Source organism: Glaciimonas immobilis (assembly GCF_011947285.1).
GTDB lineage: Bacteria > Pseudomonadota > Gammaproteobacteria > Burkholderiales > Burkholderiaceae_D > Glaciimonas > Glaciimonas immobilis.
Map to the genome: position 1 here is coordinate 27089 of NZ_JAAOZT010000002.1, position 19426 is coordinate 46514.

At 52.2% G+C, this 19426-nt stretch carries 19 protein-coding genes; all 19 read left to right on the plus strand.

Going from position 1 to position 19426, the window contains the following annotated elements; all coding sequences use genetic code 11:
* Positions 1-17: 17 nt before the first annotated feature.
* Entirely contained in the window at positions 18-482 is a 465-nt protein-coding gene (locus HAV38_RS02315; RefSeq protein WP_168052071.1) for a DUF3613 domain-containing protein, read from the plus strand.
* A gap of 43 nt (positions 483-525) precedes the next feature.
* A complete protein-coding gene (locus HAV38_RS02320; protein ID WP_168052073.1) occupies positions 526-2256 on the plus strand; it encodes a pilus assembly protein TadG-related protein in 1731 nt (576 codons plus the stop codon).
* Between the two features lie 27 nt (positions 2257-2283).
* A complete protein-coding gene (locus HAV38_RS02325) occupies positions 2284-2610 on the plus strand; it encodes a DUF4282 domain-containing protein (RefSeq protein WP_168052075.1) in 327 nt (108 codons plus the stop codon).
* 21 nt (positions 2611-2631) lie between these two features.
* A complete protein-coding gene (locus HAV38_RS02330; protein ID WP_375791652.1) occupies positions 2632-3999 on the plus strand; it encodes a sigma 54-interacting transcriptional regulator in 1368 nt (455 codons plus the stop codon).
* A 378-nt stretch (positions 4000-4377) separates the two neighbouring features.
* Positions 4378-5079 (plus strand): DUF2968 domain-containing protein, encoded by a 702-nt coding sequence (locus tag HAV38_RS02335; RefSeq protein WP_168052079.1) that lies wholly within the window; start codon positions 4378-4380, stop codon positions 5077-5079.
* A gap of 301 nt (positions 5080-5380) precedes the next feature.
* The gene (locus HAV38_RS02340) at positions 5381-5572 is read left to right on the plus strand and encodes a DUF1289 domain-containing protein (RefSeq protein ID WP_168052081.1); all 192 of its coding nucleotides are present in this window, start codon (positions 5381-5383) and stop codon (positions 5570-5572) included.
* Between the two features lie 266 nt (positions 5573-5838).
* Positions 5839-6678 carry a beta-ketoacyl synthase chain length factor gene (locus tag HAV38_RS02345; RefSeq protein WP_245182155.1) on the plus strand — a complete coding sequence of 280 codons (840 nt, stop codon included), beginning with the start codon at positions 5839-5841 and terminating at the stop codon, positions 6676-6678.
* Complete coding sequence (locus tag HAV38_RS02350; protein WP_168052083.1) at positions 6668-7462, plus strand: lysophospholipid acyltransferase family protein; 795 nt, start codon at positions 6668-6670, stop codon at positions 7460-7462. The genes HAV38_RS02345 and HAV38_RS02350 overlap by 11 nt, the downstream gene beginning before the upstream one ends.
* Positions 7449-7709: a phosphopantetheine-binding protein gene (locus tag HAV38_RS02355; RefSeq protein ID WP_168052085.1), complete on the plus strand. Its 261-nt coding sequence runs from the start codon at positions 7449-7451 to the stop codon at positions 7707-7709. The genes HAV38_RS02350 and HAV38_RS02355 overlap by 14 nt, the downstream gene beginning before the upstream one ends.
* 9 nt (positions 7710-7718) lie before the next feature.
* On the plus strand, positions 7719-8003 hold the full coding sequence (locus HAV38_RS02360) for an acyl carrier protein (RefSeq protein WP_209216594.1): 285 nt from the start codon (positions 7719-7721) through the stop codon (positions 8001-8003).
* A 68-nt stretch (positions 8004-8071) separates the two neighbouring features.
* The gene (locus HAV38_RS02365; protein WP_168052087.1) at positions 8072-8635 is read left to right on the plus strand and encodes a COG4648 family protein; all 564 of its coding nucleotides are present in this window, start codon (positions 8072-8074) and stop codon (positions 8633-8635) included.
* Positions 8628-11537: an ApeI family dehydratase gene (locus HAV38_RS22165; protein WP_311734775.1), complete on the plus strand. Its 2910-nt coding sequence runs from the start codon at positions 8628-8630 to the stop codon at positions 11535-11537. Before HAV38_RS02365 ends, HAV38_RS22165 begins: the two co-directional genes overlap by 8 nt.
* Complete coding sequence (locus tag HAV38_RS02380) at positions 11534-12505, plus strand: lysophospholipid acyltransferase family protein (protein ID WP_168052089.1); 972 nt, start codon at positions 11534-11536, stop codon at positions 12503-12505. Before HAV38_RS22165 ends, HAV38_RS02380 begins: the two co-directional genes overlap by 4 nt.
* Positions 12492-14072 carry an HAL/PAL/TAL family ammonia-lyase gene (locus tag HAV38_RS02385; protein ID WP_168053462.1) on the plus strand — a complete coding sequence of 527 codons (1581 nt, stop codon included), beginning with the start codon at positions 12492-12494 and terminating at the stop codon, positions 14070-14072. Before HAV38_RS02380 ends, HAV38_RS02385 begins: the two co-directional genes overlap by 14 nt.
* Positions 14065-14493, plus strand: coding sequence for an acyl-CoA thioesterase (locus HAV38_RS02390; protein WP_168052091.1), 429 nt, complete (start codon positions 14065-14067; stop codon positions 14491-14493). The genes HAV38_RS02385 and HAV38_RS02390 overlap by 8 nt, the downstream gene beginning before the upstream one ends.
* Positions 14490-15143, plus strand: a complete 654-nt coding sequence (locus HAV38_RS02395; protein WP_168052093.1) for an outer membrane lipoprotein carrier protein LolA — start codon at positions 14490-14492, stop codon at positions 15141-15143. Before HAV38_RS02390 ends, HAV38_RS02395 begins: the two co-directional genes overlap by 4 nt.
* Complete coding sequence (locus tag HAV38_RS02400; protein ID WP_168052095.1) at positions 15136-17562, plus strand: MMPL family transporter; 2427 nt, start codon at positions 15136-15138, stop codon at positions 17560-17562. Before HAV38_RS02395 ends, HAV38_RS02400 begins: the two co-directional genes overlap by 8 nt.
* Positions 17563-18804 (plus strand): NAD(P)/FAD-dependent oxidoreductase, encoded by a 1242-nt coding sequence (locus HAV38_RS02405; protein ID WP_168052097.1) that lies wholly within the window; start codon positions 17563-17565, stop codon positions 18802-18804.
* Complete coding sequence (locus HAV38_RS02410) at positions 18786-19412, plus strand: DUF3261 domain-containing protein (protein ID WP_168052099.1); 627 nt, start codon at positions 18786-18788, stop codon at positions 19410-19412. The genes HAV38_RS02405 and HAV38_RS02410 overlap by 19 nt, the downstream gene beginning before the upstream one ends.
* The last annotated feature ends 14 nt before the right edge of the window (positions 19413-19426 follow it).

The window sequence follows — 19426 nt, forward strand, 5'->3', positions numbered from 1 at the left end:
TAACAAAAAGGCAGAAAATGAAAACGCCCCAACATCTTTTCTTCGCGGACGGTTTGACGCGCAATGCAACATTATTTATTGCATTGGCTTTGGCCTTCCTGCCTGCATTGCACGCACAGAACAACGCTCCGGTGACAGGCGGGATGACGCAGGTCAAACCGGTTACGCCAACCGCGGCACCGACCAGATCGGTACCTGCGGTTACGCCGTCAACCGTCTCAGCTCTGCAGGCTCCGAGTAGTCCGGCGACGGTTGCAGCAACGGCCCCGACTGCGGTACAAGAGCAGCCGATTGCGAGAATTCGCGTCGGCGATGTCACCCGTTCGCTATTGCAGGCGCAAGTGGATGGCCGCGTTGCGGCCCCACGCTTACCAATGCTGGGCGCAACTGCTGACGCAAGTTATGACCGATATTTAAATAGCTTTACGCATCCGTTACCAGAGTTTTTTGAAACCAAGGTAGCGAAGAACGCAGCAAATTGATTTTCCGGCCCAGCAGACAACTTTAAGCGCGACGCGACCATTTATGTATCCACATTCTGACACTGCGATTGGCCTCGTATTGAATCCCGCTGCTTACGCACCGCGGTCTGGAGTGTTGCGTCGCCAGCACGGGGGCATCGCCATCATGGCGACGATTTTCTTGTCGATCATAGTGGTTCTGCTGTCGTCGCTGGATATCGGATATCTGTTTTTTCAGAAGCGCGATTTGCAAAAAGTGGCAGATCTGGCGGCGCTGGCAGGTGCGCAGGCCCTCTCAGTTGCGCCGCTTAATTGTAACGCTGCACTTTTGGCGGTCAACGCCAACGCGCAATCGAACAACTTTTCCGTCACGTCGCCCAACGCTACTTCCAACACACTTACGACAACATGTGGGCGATGGGATCCGCAAACGGCAACTGCAACGTCAACGGTATTGGTTTATGAAGCGCCGTTGTCTAAAAATTTTGGTACGCCTAAACCCGGCAGCGGTCTCAATGCGGTCGAAGTAAGGGTGTCATCCAACGTCAAGGGATTCTTCGGTTTGGGCACGCAGGGCGTGGTTGCGCAAGCGGTCGCAACCCAATCGTCACCGTACTCGGCATTTTCTCTTGGTACCGGTTTGCTGTCCTTATGTAGCGGTGCCAGTTCCCTGACAGCGCAGGTAGTCAATGGACTGCTGGGCAGCAATGTTTGTCTGAGTGCGCTGACCTATAACGGACTAGTCGGCGCGCAGGTATCGTTGTTAAAGGTGCTAAAAAATCTCAATCTGAATGTCGGTAGCGTAAGTGACGTGGTGAACGCGCAGGTGACGCTTGCGCAATTGGTCAATGCTTCGGTGCAGGCGCTTTCTCCGGCGCAAGCCGCCAGTATCGCAGTCAACGATCTGGCAGCCCTGACCACGGGCACGCTGGGTGGATCGTTACTAACCATCGGAAAGATTTTGAATATGAACGTAGCCGATGGCGTATCCGCACTCGATACCCAGATTAACGTGCTCGACCTGCTGAATGTTGGAACTTTGCAGGTCGCCAACAGCCATAATCTGGCCAACCTTGGGTCCAGTATTGATCTTGGGCCGCTAGGCAAAGTCGGGATTAAGCTAGCGTTGATTCAGCCGCCCCAAATGGCGGTTGGTGGCGTCGGCACAAGCGCGACGTCAGCGCAGTTACGGCTTGCGATAAACGTGCAGGCGCTAACCATTATTCCAGGAAAGCCCGCCGTTAATCTTCCGCTGTATGTTGATCTTGCCTACGGGACGGCAACCCTGACCAGTATGCAATGTAAAGCCCCGCAAAGCGCGACATTCTCGGTTCAGCCCGGGGTGGCGCAAGCGTGTATGGCAAAGGGTCAGACTGATGCCAGCTTACCAAATTCGTGCCCGAATATAACGACTCAGGCGAACCGGGTGGATGTTATGCCGGGACTGCTAAATCTTGGTATAAACGCTCAGGTAGCTAGTCCGTCGCCGACAATAGTCACCTTGAATACGCCGTTTCCGAGTAGTGTGACCGTGGGCTCTTCCTTGAGTGGCCTATTAGGAAATATCATCCAGCCCGGCAGCTTTCAAGCTGGTCTCGATATTCTTGATCCACTCGGATTGCTGAGCCCTCTTCTCAACGGCGTGCTGACCGGTCTGGGCGTTGCGTTAAATCCGATTCTGTCTGCAGTGGGCGGCCTGCTGGACACTGCGTTCTCGTTTTTAGGTCTTGGCGCGGGCCAAAACACACTGAGATTATCTTCCGTTAGTTGCGGTACTTTACAACTCGTTTATTGAGAACGCTATTTTGAAAATGGGACGACTGTGATCGCAAAGAAAATTTATCTCAGGTTTTCCAACCTAATTGATTTCGAAGATCTGATTGCACCGTATCTGATTAAACTGATTTATCGGATCGGTATTTTGATCATCCTTGGCGGCGGTGTGTTGAGTTGCATCAATAGCGCCGGGGTCGGCGGTAGTATCGGACGCGTACTCCTGGCATTTGGCGGTACGTTGTTGTCGCTGTTGTTATGGCGTGTCGTGAGCGAATTATGGATATTGGCATTTAAGATTTTCCAGCGGCTGGGTGAAATTAAGGACTTGCTGACACTTCAAAACAGCGCATCTATGAAAAGTCGTGAAGAGTAAAGTGATTGAGCCTATATGAAAATGGAAAACAAGCTATTACCAGAAAGCCTGGATATCTATGTCTGGGAGGGTACATCAGATATTGCTGACCGGATTTCGCATTGTTTAAGCAGTTTTGATGTGCAGGTCATTCGAGCAGATGGCATGACGGTTACGCGCGATCAGGTTGCGCTGCGCCCATCCATTGCAGTGATGTCGGTGACGGTAATCGACCGCGGCGAGGTTTCTGCAGAAGCCTGGCAGAAGGCGCATTGCATGCCTGTCATATGGGTAGCCGACGTCGTGCGAACCGCTAATCCGCGCATCTATCCAACGGAGTATTCGCACATTTTAATGCGTGACTTTACCTGCGCCGAGTTGCGTATGCTGGTGTTTCGCCTGGCCGCAGAAATGCAGGCCATGAGCCAGTCTGATCGTAAGCTGCCACCGTTGATTGCGCAGTCTGAGTGCATGCAAGAACTGGTTGCCGAGGCCGAGGCCTTTGCCGATTGCGGGTCCAGCGTTCTTATCATGGGTGAGACCGGTGTCGGTAAAGAACGGATAGCGCAGTTGCTGCATCAGCGTCATGGTCGTTTTCGGCAAGGCCCTTTTGTTGCGGTGAATTGCGGCGCGATTCCGGATGGGCTGTTCGAGTCGCTATTCTTCGGTCACGCCAAAGGTGCATTTACCGGCGCCTTATTAGCGCACAAAGGGTATTTTGAACAAGCCGACGGCGGTACGTTGTTCCTCGATGAAATCGGCGATTTACCGCTGTATCAGCAGGTTAAACTATTGCGGGTACTGGAGCAAAGCACTGTCACCAGACTTGGTTCGCAGAGCGAAATCAAGCTCGATTTCAGGCTAGTCGCAGCTACCAACCGTAACCTGCGCGAACAAGTGCAGCAGGATATGTTTCGCGCCGATTTGTATTACCGGCTTGCGGTTATTGAATTGCGTGTGCCAAATCTGGAAGAGCGAGGAAGTGTCGATAAGATTGCGATATTCACGGCGTTGTTAGGTCAGACCTATGACGAGATTCCTGCAGCCCCTGACTGGTTACTAGATATGGTCTCAACCTCACGGTTTGCCGGTAACGTGCGCGAATTACGCAACGTTGCTGAGCGGATAGGGATCATCTATCGACAACTGGGAAATTGGGATCGTTCCCGGATTGACCGTGTATTTGCCGGGTTGGGAACGCTGGCCCGGTCTTCAGAGGGGTCGGATTTACTATTGGTGCGCAAAAAAGGCGAGTTGACGGAGCGTAACCGGATTGTTGCAGCGTTGGACGCCAATGGCTGGCGCCGGCAGGATACAGCGCATGCCATTGGAATTAGTCGCAAAGTGTTATGGGAAAAAATGCGGAAATTTCAGATTGCCGATACCGAGGCCGTTGGTGAAGTTGAATGATAGTAGGTTTCTTCTTGACCTGCCGGGTGCCACGGATACCGCGCTAACCGCAAGTACGCGCTGATCGCTATGCTCATTGAAATCACGTTCCCGTTTCAGTGCTCCATGGAGCTTGCTCCTTGGGTCTTCACAGCGCTCGCTCGGCTCTAAATGAAGTCTAATTTTTGCATCTACGCGGCATTAAATCGGCTTATTGCAATAAGGTGCTTATTTCCCAGAAACAATGGCTATGGGCACGAAGATTCACGCTAAAATTAATAAAGTCAAACGCCGCAAGGCAGCAAGCTCGCGACATGTGCGCGACAAATACAATAATGATAGGAATCAGGGATGAACGAATATGCGCGCAGTTTATTGTGCCGGAATCAGCTAAAAGTTATGAACAGAAAAATAGGCAAAGCAATCGGAACCATTGGCGCGGGACTGCTGATAGGCACTTTATCTGCCAATGTAATGGCGCAAAGCGCTACTCGGACTTCAGTCGCAGGCGTTCCTTCTGCATCACCTGGCAACGCGCAGCAAAGCCTCTCTCCTGCGATTGATGCCACCAATAGCACCATCGGCGAATTGCAGCAGTTGATGCAAAGCCAGGCTATCAGTGAGTTGCGGACCACCTATAACGGTAATTATGGTGCCAGTTTGTTATTCAAGGCAGATAGCCGGACTTACTATGTAGCATTATTCCAACAAAAGAGCTTTTGGCGGGTAGTGAAAACCACGTCTGAAACGCAGGCCGAACAGACCTACAAAAATTTCGTGTCGCAGACTGAGAAGCTGGCAGAAGTGGATATTCGGCGGATAAAGCTTGAGGCAGACAAGCAATATACCGAGCAGTTGATCTCGACTCAGGAGGCCCGTTTATCGGCACTTCAAAATGATCTGGCAGTTCAGCGCCAGCAAGAGCAAAAAGTTTCAGTACAGCAGGATCAGTCTCGTCAGCAAGCGCAAACTTTGGCCAACAGGCAGCAAACTGCACGTAATCAGTTAATGGTTTTGCGAAATAGTATCCGGGCGCTAGAAGCCCAGCAAGTCAACATTGACGGATCCAGCCTTACCGATGATAAGGCAAAAAAGAAATAACCTATAACGTGATTCAAGACGGGTATCCACTCATCGCCCTTAAATGACCCTAGCCTATGAAGTCAGCTCTATTTGCAGTTCAACTGCGAACACGGGCTGACTTTTTTATCGCCCCTTGATACGCGCCTGGTTTTAATTTGTTACATTTTTTAATCTGTTCGATCCGGTGTTGCCGGTCATCAGCGGCTGACTGATATAGAATTAAGGTCGAAGGCGACGGTTTTGGCACAGCATGCGCATGATGTTGGTGGTCAGTCTCCACAATTAATCCATGTAGAAGTGCGTGATAAATAAGGTCCTTATGTCCGATTTACCCAGAGTACGTCCCGATACACCCTGTGTGGCGGTTTGCTCCACTACTTTTGATGATGTTTGTCGGGGTTGTGGTCGTACTGTTAACGAAGTGGCGCATTGGGTTTTTATGACCGATGAAGAAAAAACAATTGTCTGGGAGCGTATCACGGCAGAAGGTTACCCAAAACGAAGAGGATAAACTTTTGGAAGAAAGTTTAGGCGGCTTCCATAGTTGAGTTTAACCAATTTTTTGCATGAAATTGTAAATTTCTGTAAAGCAATGAACGGTGATATCGCCATAAATCGTCACTTAAGTATTTTCCTTAGATTTTGAAAATATTGCACCGTGGAGACTTTCTACGTGAATATCTCTGTTTTTATAGGATATAATTTTGCGAAATTTGCGGTAGCGACCGTTACTAGACCGTTGCTTTAATTTACCTCCCGGACTGATTGGCGCTGGAAATGAACGATTCAATGGGCCTTGGGAGTGGTGATATAAGTTCAGACCGCGCTATTGAGGGAGTGCAATTTTCTGTTGCGGCGCAAGCCGCCTGGGCACCTGGATTAGAAACCCACGACGAATGGCTGGCGTGGGCCCAAAGTCCTTTTTTGATTGAGGGCAAAACGGAACCGCGTGTCGCCATGATGCCCGCGATGTTACGCCGCCGCGCCGGACTTGTCGGAAAGATGGCGCTGGAAGTGGCTTATGATTGCCTGAATAAGCGGGAGCAGGTACCGACAATATTTAGTTCACGCCACGGTGAATGCGCCCGCTCGGCGGAGCTGCTGCAAGATTTGGTGCAAAACACGCCGTTATCGCCCACGTCATTTAGTCTTTCTGTGCACAACGCGACCGCAGGCCTCCTGTCCATTGCCCGGCAGGAGCAGGTAAGCCACAGCGCGTTATCAGCAGGCGACAGTGGGGTCGAGCATGCGGTGATTGAGGCCTGCGGATTGCTGGCAGATGGCGCGACGGAAGTTTTATTGGTGGTCTACGATGGACTGCTGCCCGATCAGTTCAAAGAATTCGATGATTGTAAAAATCAGCCGTTTGCATGGGCCTGGTTAATGCAACCGGCGCGCGATGGCGCGATGAAAACGGTGTCGTTGAGCTGGGACCCGCTGGTTAAACCTGATGCCAGCGATGGCGCTAATTTGATGCCCCCTATATCAAATCATGCGACTGGAAAATTGCCTCAGCCGGGTGGCCTGCAGGTGCTGGCATTTGAATTGCGACAGGATCGTGAGTTAATCCGATTGGTCGATAATCGCATGTGGCGATGGCGTCATAATGACCAGTAGTATTGGTAATATCGCCAGGCGATCGAACCGGTATTGGCGCATGGCCGCAACCGGATTCAGTTTTCTGGTCTTTGGCGCGGGTGGACTGTTGTTCGGGTTTGTCATTTTCCCCATACTTAGGCTATTGGTAACAGAACGCGAAGAGCGGGCTTCGCGCGCGCGAGAGATCATCCGCATAATGTTTCGCCTATTTATTAATTTTATGAGCGCTTCGGGCGTTTTGCGCTATGAAATCAAAGGGCTGGAGCGACTACAACGACGCGGGATGATGATACTGGCCAATCATCCGACGCTGATGGACACAGTTTTTTTAATGGCGTTCGTAAAGAACGCAGACTGCGTAGTTAAAAGCAGTCTGTGGATAAATCCGTTCACCAAAGGAGCGGTTCGGACTGCGGACTATATACGCAATGATTCCGGCACCGATCTGGTAGGTGAGGGCATTGACACTTTGAGACGTGGCGGTAACCTGATCATTTTTCCTGAAGGTACGCGCACACAGGGGCAGATTAATTTGAAGCGCGGCGCTGCGAATATCGCAGTGCGGTGTCTCTCAAACGTGACACCAGTGATCATAAGATGTTCGCCACCGACCCTTAGTAAGGGCGAAAAATGGTGGCACGTACCGCCCGCAATCGCACATTTTAGTATCGAGGTAAAAGAAGATATTGTAGTGCAGGACTTTGTATTGGCAGCCGGTAGTAACACGTTGGCAGCAAGACACTTAACCGTCTATTTGCAAGAATATTTTAGAAAGGAAAGTGAACCCAATGGAGCAACTTGAGAACGAAGTCAAGCAAGTCATCATCGACGTCTTGCAGCTTGAGGATATGACGACGGCAGACATCGTTACGGATGCGCCGCTGTTTCTGGAAGGGCTCGGTTTAGACTCCATCGATGCACTTGAACTTGGCGTAGCGATGCAGAAGCGATACGGAATTTCAATGTCCGCAGATTCGGCGGAAACGCGTAACCATTTTGCTTCGGTGCGCACGCTTGCTGCGATGATTGCCAGCAACAGAAAAAAATAAAGGTGTGACATGACGGCATTGATAAAGCCAACGACCGCAATGACGAACGATGAAATCTACGCATGGGTCACAGACGTGTTGCATGATATGTTCGACATTGACAAGGCTAGCGTGACGCCGACGGCTAACCTGTACACCGATCTTGATATCGACAGTATTGATGCGGTTGATTTAGTGGTAAAACTTAAGCAATTCACGGGAAAACGGTTGGAGCCGGATGTCTTCAAGGCGGTCCGTACCGTACAGGATGTAGTCAGTGCAGTGTCCACATTGCTAACCGAGGATACAAAATAAAACGTTTCCGGGCTCCGTTTTTGTCTCGCTTTGTTTCGCGTTTCTTGCTTTGCCTGTCGCCTACAGTCATGACTGTGCTGACAGTGCTTATCACGTTGTTGTATCCGCTTGCGATCTGGCTGGCGCACGGAAGGGTGTCGCCGCGATTGCTCGCATTGATACTTATTCTGGCGGCCGCTACCCGATTGCCCATGCTTGCGGTCAATAAGACAAGCCGCTGGTTATTGTTATCGGCGTTGGTGCTGGCGGCTACCGCAATCTGGAACAACGCATTGTTGCCCCTGAAGTTGTACCCAGTGCTGGTCAACGTTAGCATGCTGTGCGCCTTTTCATATAGCCTGTTTGCGCCCCCAACCATCATTGAGCGGCTCGCCCGACTGACCGAGCCGGATCTTCCTGATTATGCTATGGCCTATACGCGCCGGGTGACCCAGGTATGGTGCGGCTTCTTTGTGGTGAACGGATCGCTCGCCATGATCACCACACTATGGGCATCGCAAGCAGTGTGGACAATTTATAACGGCGTCGTCGCTTACGTTGCCATGGGTGTTTTGTTCGCGGGCGAATACATGGTCCGAATCGTGGTTAAACGGCGTCATCGAGCGCTGCCATCGAGGCCCAAAAATGTCTGACTTAGCCGACTTGTTGTCATTACTCAGCGGAACATCAGCCTCCAATTTATACGCACCTGATCATTCGCGCCCATTCGCCCTGCGTAATGGAGAAGTTCTCGATCAAGCGTATTTTCTAGCGCGTGTTGACGCTTGGCGCGTTGCATTAGCAAGTCAATCCGGCACCGCGTTTGCATTGTATCTGGCGGACTGCGCAGAATTTTCTTGCGCATTATTGGGGGCTTGGCAGGCCGATAAAGTGATCTACCTACCCGGTGACGTGTTGCCAACGACGTGTGCTAATTTAGCGAATGTGGTAGACGGTTTTATTGGCGAGTTTCCGGAGCAGTATAAGCCGTTGATATTGCAGTTGAGGTTGCCGTCGCGGGAAGTGGAAGACCAGGAAGGAATGCCGAAATCTCTTAATGATCGGCGCACAGACACGCAAGACAGTGCCGGATATGTTTTCAAAACACTTTCGCCAGACTTTTCGGGACTGGTTATTTATACGTCAGGTAGTACTGGCAAGCCACAGGCCGTAGTGAAAAAATTATCCCAATTGTCAAGCGAAGTCGCCACGCTGGAAATCCTGTTCGGTGCTGGTATCGACGATGCAGTGCATGGCGCGGGGACTGCCGCCGGAATTGCTACGGGATTTACCACAGTATTTGCCACAGTCTCGCATCAGCATATTTATGGATTGTTATTCAAGGTTCTATGGCCTTTAACAACCGGACGCATTATTCACGCGCGCCAAGTTATATTTTTAGAAGAGTTGATACCTTTGTTGCAAGGCGACGGGCGATCCGCCATTCTTGTTTCGAGTCCCGCACATTTAAAAAGAATTCCGGCCTCTATTCAGGGTGGCGCGTTGCACACCCAAGATGGATCAGATGGTGCAGATGCGGTAAGCGCTTTAAGTACGTTACGGGCCATCTTTTCTTCGGGTGGGGCGTTGTCGCAGGAGATCGCGCAAGATACGGGACGGTTACTTGGGCGCATGCCGATCGAAGTCTATGGCAGTACTGAAACAGGTGGCGTGGGATGGCGTCAGCGTTCCGCCGCAACGGGGCATGATGATCAAAGCTGGAGCGTGATGCCGACGATTAGCTGGCGCATCGCGCCCGTTGATTCGGTGCTAGAAATTCGTTCGCCGCATTTGCCCGACGCTAAGTGGTTCCATCTATCGGATCGGGCTGAGGCGATTGATAAAACACGGTTTTTACTAAAAGGCCGGATCGATCGCATTGTGAAAGTAGAAGAGAAACGCATCTCGCTGGATACGATAGAGACCATGTTGAAGACGTCTGATCTGGTGGAAGACGCCCGGGTCTTATTGTTGGAGGAAGGACCCGATCAGCGCCGACAGCAAATCGCTGCATTCATCGTGCTAGCCGACAAGGGGCGGATATTTTTTGAGAAGTATGGCAAGCTGTCATTAAACAGACAGCTACGCGACTGTATCGCCCGTGCCGTAGAACCAATTGCGCTGCCGCGCAGCTGGCGTTATCTCAGCAAGATTCCGATCAATGCGCAAGGAAAAACGACACGCGCAGATTTGCTAAATTCTGCAACAATATTTAACAATCCATTAATGAATGGCGCAAGTTTTGCGCTCCCGGTCACCCGGCCACAGGTGCGCGTCCTGGAAAACGACGCCGCCCGATCACTGATAGTGTTAGAGCTGACGGTTCCGGACGATTTATTGTACTTCAACGGTCATTTTGACGGTTCGCCGGTTTTGCCCGGGGTAGTGCAAGTCGATTGGGCGATAGCCTACGGGCGAGAATATCTGCCGTTACCACCGCATTTTCTGAGTATGCATGCACTCAAATTCCAACGCGTGATTTTACCTAAAGCAGTGCTGACGCTGATGCTTCAATACGACAGCGCAAAATCTGCTTTGACGTTTCGCCTTACCTCCGATGCAGGCCAGCACGCTGGCGGTCGGGTCACTTTTGGCATCGTCGCGCCTGTCCATCCCGACCAAAATATCGATCAGTATGCGATGCAAACTACGGATCGGGTATTGCACGCCATCTCCGCTGCAACCCCTATCAAGGAGATAAATGTGGATCAAAAAATTTCTATCAACATGGCGACCCACCATCCGGATTTTGCCGGAGTGATGCCACTATCGGAAGCTATGCAGAGCGAGCCGATCAAGTCCTTCAATCCCTGCGCGGTCATACCCGTGTTTAATCATGCGCATGCGATAAGCAAGGTAGTCAGCGCCATACTCCAGCATAAATTGCTGTGCATACTGGTCGATGATGGAAGTTCTGTGGCATGTGCTGCGGTATTAGACGCGCTGGCCGTGGCGCATCCAAATCAGATTATTTTGTTGCGTCATACTGTCAATCGTGGCAAAGGGGCAGCGGTCGTCACCGGCGTTCGCGCCGCGGCAAAAGCGGGGTATACGCACGCGCTGCAAATCGATGCAGACGGCCAGCACTGCACCGCCGATATTCCACGCTTTTTAGCACTATCTGCCGCCCATCCAGAATCGGTGATTGCGGGATATCCGCAATATGACGAGAGCGTGCCAAAAATCCGGTTTTACGGACGCTATCTGACCCACGTCTGGGTCTGGATCAATACGTTATCGCTGGACATTAAAGATTCGATGTGCGGCTTTCGTATCTATCCGTTGTCCGCGTTTGTTGCCTTAGCGGAGCGCAGAATCCTTGGACAGCACATGGATTTTGATACCGATGTCATCGTGCGGCTATATTGGGATGGGCATCAGGTGATCAACGTTCCGACCAAAGTAGGTTATCCGAGCGACGGCGTTTCTCACTTTCGCATGGTGCTGGATAATCTGCTGATCTCCCGTATGCACGCGACATTGTTTTTTGGCATGGTGCTAAGACTGCCAAAGTTGCTGACCCGAAAATTCAGCGATAGCAGGAGCGCCAAATGACAGCGCGGCATCCTCATTGGGCGCAAATCAACGAAAATAGTTTTGTACTTGGCATGCGCCTGCTTTTCATGGTTTACCGTATCGGCGGGCGTCTGCCATTTCGGTTAGCGCTTCATCCGATTTTAGCCTGGTATCTGGTCACAAATTCACGCGCACGTCAGGCCTCCAAAATGTATCTGGCACGGGTCCGCAAAGTTGCTGATATCGGCAACGGTAGCGGAAGGGGTGGCTTGCCGCCTTCCGGCTGGTCTGGAGCGTTTCAGCATTTTGGTGCGTTCGCCGAAAGTATTCTGGACAAAATGCTTCTGTGGGGTGGCTTGTTCAAGACGCAGGATGTTATCACCACCGGGCAAGAGGTGATCCGCGCCAACTTACTGGCAAAGCGCGGCGGCGTGTTGATCTGCGCGCATCTTGGCAATCTTGAGTTGTGCCGGGTGCTGTCGCGCCAGCGCAAAGAACTACGCATTACCGTACTGGTTCATACCAAACATGCCAAGGCTTTTAACCGTTTGTTGGCACAACTGGACCCAGATAGTCAGTTAAACCTGATTCAGGTGACTGAGCTTACGCCGGTCATAGTAATGATATTGGCGGAGAAGGTTGCACAGGGTGAATTTGTGGCCATTGCCGGAGACCGCATTCCTGTGTCGCCGCACCCTCGCGTTGCACTTGCCCCTTTTTTAGGTGCTTCGGCACCTTTTCCCATCGGCCCTTATGTACTGGCCAGCGTGCTTCAATGCCCGGTCTACCTGCTGTTCGCATTGACCATCGGGGGCCACTCCGAATGCCATTTTGAATCGTTTCGGGATGCCGTTATTTTGCCTCGCAAAAATCGTGAGCGGGTCCTCAATGAACTAGCGGTCGCCTACGCAAGACGACTAGAGCACTACTGTTTAAGAGCACCATTGCAGTGGTTTAATTTTTTTGATTTTTGGAACCTGTCCACCTATGACGATGCCCCCCACTGAACTGAAAGCAAGAGCCGCCGCCACTGCCGTTAAACTACCGCGAACGGTTTGCTTTGATCGGGAGCGATTGACGATAGAAGACATAGTTGCCATTGCCTCCGGTTCAGCCCACGCCACGCTCTCCGATGCTCCGGAGTTTCGTGCAGCGATCCAGCGGGGCGCTGATTTTCTGGACCTGTTACTGCGTGAAGATGGCACAATTTATGGCGTGACCACGGGCTACGGTGACTCTTGCACGGTCAATGTGCCAGCGGAACTGATACCGGAATTGCCACATCATCTTTACACTTATCACGGCTGCGGACTCGGCGAACATTTCACGCCGGTACAGACGCGGGCGATTCTCGCGGTGCGACTGACATCTCTTTGCAAAGGTTATTCTGGCGTCAGTGTTGGTCTTTTAGAGCAAATTGCCCGCTTATTAAAAGAGGACCTGTTGCCGTTAATTCCCGCCGAAGGATCGGTCGGTGCCAGCGGAGACCTGACGCCTCTGTCGTATCTTGCTGCCGTATTATGCGGTGAGCGCGAAGTATGGCGAGATGGCGTAAAAGTGTCTGCTGCCGAGGCGCTGGCGGCGGTCGGCATCACGCCATTGCGCTTACGCCCAAAAGAAGGCCTGGCGATCATGAACGGCACGGCGGTGATGACCGCGCTGGCCTGTCTTGCATACGACCGCGCCGAGTATCTGGTACGACTGGCCACGCGCATTACTGCGATGTCCAGCTTTGCGCTGGACGGCAATGCGCATCACTTTGACGAAGCGTTATTTGCCGTCAAACCGCACGCAGGGCAACAACAGGTTGCCGCCTGGCTACGCCAGGATTTGCCGACGCCGGACGCGCCACGTAATCAACAGCGTTTGCAGGATCGTTATTCGATTCGCTGCGCCCCACATGTCATTGGTGTATTAGCCGATGCATTAACGTGGATGCGGCAATCGATTGAAAATGAACTTAACAGTGCCAACGATAATCCGATTATTGACGCTGACAATCAACGCGTTCTGCACGGTGGCCACTTTTATGGTGGTCATATTGCGTTTGCGATGGATAGCATGAAAAATGCAGTGGCAAACGTGGCCGACCTGCTAGACCGTCAAATGGCATTGCTGGTTGATAGTCGTTACAACCACGGTCTGCCACCGAATCTATCCGGCGCAGAAGGACCGCGTGCCAGTATTAACCATGGCCTGAAAGCGTTACAGATTAGCGCGTCCGCATGGACCGCTGAAGCCTTGAAACTGACCATGCCCGCCTCAGTGTTTTCTCGCTCTACCGAATGCCACAACCAGGATAAGGTCAGCATGGGTACGATCGCCGCACGCGATTGTCTGCGCGTGTTGCAATTGACTGAGCAGGTTATCGCAGCGCTGTTAATCAGTGTGCGTCAGGGTGTTTGGTTGCGCTGCAGGATGGACGCTTCGGCGCAGCCACAGCAGAATCTTCAGGCGATGCTTGGGATGCTGGCCGAGGACATCGCGGTGATTAATGAAGACCGCATGCTGGAGCCGGATTTACGTCTGTTGTTAGAGCGCATTAATGCACAGGCCTGGACCTTGTATGCATAAAAAAGAAAGCCGATGGGCGGCCGAAGTCACGCTACAAATACAATTCTACGATCTTGATCCGATGGAGATTGTCTGGCACGGCAATTACGTCAAGTACATGGAACAGGCGCGCTGTACGCTACTTGATTCGATAGGTTACAACTACGTGGAGATGAAGGAATCCGGTTATGCATGGCCGGTGATAGATTTACATCTGCGCTACGTTCAGTCGGCGACGTTCGGTCAGCATATCCGCGTGCAGGCCAGCATTGTCGCGTGGGAGAACAGTCTTAAGATCGATTATTTAATATCCGATAGCGTTAGCGGGCGACGCCTCACCAAAGGCAGCACTACGCAAGTTGCCGTGGCAATCGCCACGCGTGAACTGTGTTTCACTTCGCCCGCCATCTTATTTGAAAAATTGGGGATACCCGCACCATGAACAGCTTGCTAAATCTTCCCGTCGTAACGCTCCTTAAAAAACGCATCACCGCAGTATTAACGGTGGGGCTTACTGCGTTGGCGTGTGGGGCAGCGCAAGCAGCTGCCCCGATCGCAAAAATTCAGGAGATGCTTTCTAAACCGCCGGTATTATGCGGTCTCTTTGATCAGACCAAACAACTGATGGGCATGAAAAAGCCATTGCTCTCTAACGGTCGTTTTTGTGTCGTCAGTGGCAAAGGCGTTCTTTGGAAGACCTTGCAACCGTTTCCCAATACATTGCGCCTAAAGCGTGACGAGATTGTACAAATGCAGGGTGATCGGGTGGCAATGCGCCTGGACGCAAAACAGGAGCCGGTAGTACGGATGATTAATAGCGTGATGTTCTCGTTGCTGGCGGGCGATCTGACCCAGCTAGATTCGTTATTTGAAATTGATGGCAGTATTCAGGGAAAAAGCTGGAAGGTCGGCCTTACAGCACGTCAACCTGCGCTGGCCAAAGCGATAGGTAACTTGGCTTTAACCGGCGGTATGTATGTGAAGAGCGTAAATATTAATGAAGCCAGTGGGGATCACACGGAAATTATTTTCTCCGCTTTGCAAAGCGGTGCCAACGCTATGACCGTCGAAGAAGGGGCGGCACTTGACTAGCAGTGTCGGCAAATGGCCGCGGCGTCTCGCGCTAGGCTGGTTGCTGGTGGTGGCTTTGATATTAGGCCATAACGGCTACCTGTGGCTGGTACAAAAAATTGTTCCGGACACCGATATTTTGGCGCTATTACCGGTCGAGCAGCGCGATCCGGTTTTACAGCGGGCCTTCACGCATATGGTGGACTCGGCGCAGCAACGCGTCATTGTGCTGGTGGGTGCCGACGATTGGGGGCAGGCGCGTGCGGCGGCGGATGCTTATTCTGCGGTGATCGCCAAACACCCGGCATTGTTCGCGGCGAAGTCGCCGATTTCAGAACAAACGCAAAATGACTGGCTAGGTCCGTTAAAGCAAAACCGACTCAATTTGTTGACGCCGGAACAGCAAAAATTATTACAAGAAAAGCCACCGACTTTTTGGATGGATACCGCGTTGCGGCAATTGTATAGTCCGTTCGCTGGTCCTAAACTGGGCGCATGGCAGGATGATCCATTTGGTCTTTTTTCTGGCTGGGTCCAGGCGCGTGCGCAGGAAACCCCGGTCCGACCGCGCGACGGATATTTGTTCGTTGAGGCCAACGGTCGTCAATACATCATGTTACTGCTCACCTTGCGTCAATCGGCATATTCGATGGCGACCCAGCAAGCCGTGTTGCCATTGATGGATGCTGCGGCCGGTGTCGCCCGGAGTAAGGTGCCCGGGGTCGAATTGATTAGCGCCGGGGTGATATTGCACGCGGGGGCTGCCAGCGCGCAAGCCAGCGGGGAGATGTCGACCATTGGCGTTGGCTCATTACTCGGCGTCGTACTGTTAATGTGGCTGACTTTTGGCGCTTTACGACCGGTCGGGTTGATCGTTTTATCTATTACGATCGGGTGTCTGGGTGCATTCTCCATTTGCTGGTTGATCTTTGGGCATGTACATTTATTGACACTGGTATTTGGCGCAAGCCTGATCGGCGTTGCGCAGGATTATGGTATTTACTTTCTTTGCAGCCGTGCAGGCAGCGATAAAACCATGACGTCGTGGCAGTTGTTGCGGCGTCTGTTGCCTGGATTAATGTTGACACTCACGGCCGCAGTAATTGGGTATATCGGTCTGGCATTGACACCGTTTCCTGGGTTGCGCCAGATGGCAATGTTTTCCGTAACAGGATTAGTGTTTGCATGGCTGACAGTAATTTGCTGGTTTCCCACCCTCGTGCAGGCATCCACGCTCAAGGGTACGCGTTTTGCGGACTGGTGCGGGGCGAGCCGTCGCTATTGGCCGCAGCTGCGTCTCAATCGCGGCACTATGCTGGTAGCAGTCGTGTACGGTATCGTCGTAGTCGCCGGACTGGCTCGGTTGCGGGTCAATGATGATATACGCTCATTGCAGACGCCACCAAAAGTGTTGTTGCAAGATCAAATCAAACTGTCCAAAATATTGGATGCTCCGACGCCGGTGCAGTTTTATCTGGTACGCGGTGCCAGTACAGAGCAAGTGTTACAGCGCGAGGAGACATTAAGGCAAAAGCTTGATCCGCTAATCGAACAACGGGTCATTAGTGGCTATCAAGCCATGTCAAACTGGACACCGTCAATCCGCCTGCAAAAAGCCAATCGCGCATTAATCGAGCGGGGGTTGTTCGGCACCGATGGGCCGCTGCAAGGATTGGCAGCGCAAATTGGCGAAGACCACCACTGGGTGACCCAAATCAAAGCAAGGGCGCTGGCCCTGCCTGCAGTAGCAGAATCTGGTGCCAACACTTTGACGCCAGAGGCTTTCTTGAAAACAGCGACCAGTGAACCGTCACGCTATCTCTGGCTGGGTAAAATTCCGGATACAAACGGGGATACGTATGCCAGCATCGTAGCATTGCGCGGTGTGAATAATTATGCCAACTTACCGCTACTTAAAAATATTGCCGGACTCGTCGAAGGTGTTCAATGGGTCGATAAGGTCAGCGAGGTTTCCACCGTGCTTGGCGATTATCGGCGATATATGAGCAGTGTGTTGATCGGCGCGTATGTTGCCATTTATTTGCTGTTGTTCATGCGCTATCGATACGCCGGATGGCGCGTAATATTGCCGCCCGCATTGGCTAGCGTTGCAACACTTGCGGTGCTCGGATTGACCGGTCAGCCACTGCAAATGTTCCATATGCTGGCGTTAATGCTGATACTCGGACTGGGTGTTGATTACGGCATTTTCTTGCTGGAGAAAACCGACCAGAAAGACCCCGCTGGGCGCTTTGCCTGGCTGGCCGTCTGCCTGTCGGCGGTGAGCGCCTTATTGTCATTCGGCTTGTTGGCGTTGTCCGGCACGCCGCCGTTGCACGCTTTTGGATTTACGATGTTGGTCGGCATCGCAATCGTGTGGTTGATAGCACCATGTTTCAGTCAAATTGATCAAAACCCCACGCTAAAGAAAGGCCAATAAATGGACCGCAATATTGAGAAGTACGACGTTGTCGTGATTGGTGCCGGTCCCGCCGGATCGGTTGCCGCAGCCCTTTTGCGGCAGCAGGGGCGCCGGGTATTGGTACTAGAGCGTGAACAGTTCCCGCGGTTTAGTATCGGTGAAAGTTTATTGCCGCAAAGCATGGCCTATCTGGAACAGGCGGGTATGTTGCAGGCAGTGGTAGAGGCTGGATTTCAATATAAAAACGGTGCTGCTTTCGTGCGAGGCGAGCGCTCTACGGCGTTTGATTTCCGCGATAAATTTTCAACCGGGTGGGGTACAACTTATCAGGTACAGCGCGCCCAGTTCGATCATGTCCTGGCTAAAGAAGCAGAGCGCCAAGGCGCGGAGATACGTTTTCAGCATTGTGTCACCGGCGTCGATCTTGATGCGGCCACACCGCTGGTTACAGCACACGGGCCGGATGGCGTGGCCTATCAGGTAGAAGCTGAGTTTATTCTGGATGCCAGTGGCTTCGGGCGTATTCTGCCACGCCTGCTGGCACTTGAGACGCCCTCCGACTTTCCGGTACGCGGTGCAATTTTTACCCACATCGAAGATGGCATTTCTGCGCCGGACTTTGACCGTAACAAAATTCGCGTCACCGTGCATCCTGACCATTGCGATGTCTGGTATTGGTTAATTCCATTTTCTGGCGGGCGTTGCTCCATCGGCGTGGTAGCAGAAACAGCGTTTCTTGAACAATATAAAGGGACCGATACCGAACGCCTGCAAGCGTTGGTAAATGAGGACCCGGCTTCGCGTAAACTGCTGCAAAATGCCCGCTGGGATACGCCGGCCCGCGCAATTACTGGTTACTCGGCAAATGTGAAATCGTTGTGGGGAAGGGGTTACGCGCTGTTGGGTAACGCGGGCGAATTTTTGGACCCGGTGTTTTCATCGGGTGTGACTATTGCGTTAAAGTCCGCGAGTCTGGCTGCCGCGGTATTACAACGTCATTTTGCCGGTGCAGAGGTAGATTGGGAAAACGACTACGCTGTTCCGCTCAAAAAAGGCGTCGATACCTTCCGTACGTTTGTTGAGTCCTGGTACGCGGGCGGATTTCAGAATGTTATCTTTCACGAGGATCAGCAACCGGAGATCCGCCGGATGATCGCCGCGATTCTAGCCGGTTACGCCTGGGATGAGGCCAATCCATACGTGCGCGAAAGTAAGCGTCGCCTGACCGTACTGGAGGAAATATGCTCACGAATGGAATAGGCAGAGCCAGCACGCGGCGGCTGGCGATGACGTTGGCGCTACTGGTGATGGCGGGTTGCAGCAGTCTTTCGCCAGCACCGTCAGCGTCGTCAGTAGCGCCACCAGAAAGTTTGAGTTTGAAGCTGTCGCCGGCTTCATTGGGGGCCAGTATTAGCCTGCAACAGCATCTGACGGTAGAACGCAACGGTCGCACCGATCAACTTGACGCTGCCGTAGAGATTGATGCGCAACAGCTGAATATGGTAGGGCTGGCATTAGGGCAGCGCGTCCTGACGTTGCATTATGATGGGGTGACGCTGCAGTCGTGGCGTCATCCGATGCTGCCATCGCAAGTGAAGGCCGAGGACGTGCTGGAGGATACTCAGCTCACCTTATGGCCGTTGGAAGCGATCCGGAAGGCGCTGCCCGCCGGATGGAAGATTCAGCAGGAAGGTTTGCGGCGCACGTTATTTTGGGACGAGGTGCCTGTGGAAGTGATAATTTATAGCAATCCATCCCCATGGGGTGGAAAGATAGAATTAACTAATCTGCGCTTTCACTACCGATTAACCATTGAGTCGGTCGGCGGCGAGATTGCTACCAGCACCTCTGGTGCTGCCGCACCTTAATTTGGTAATACGAT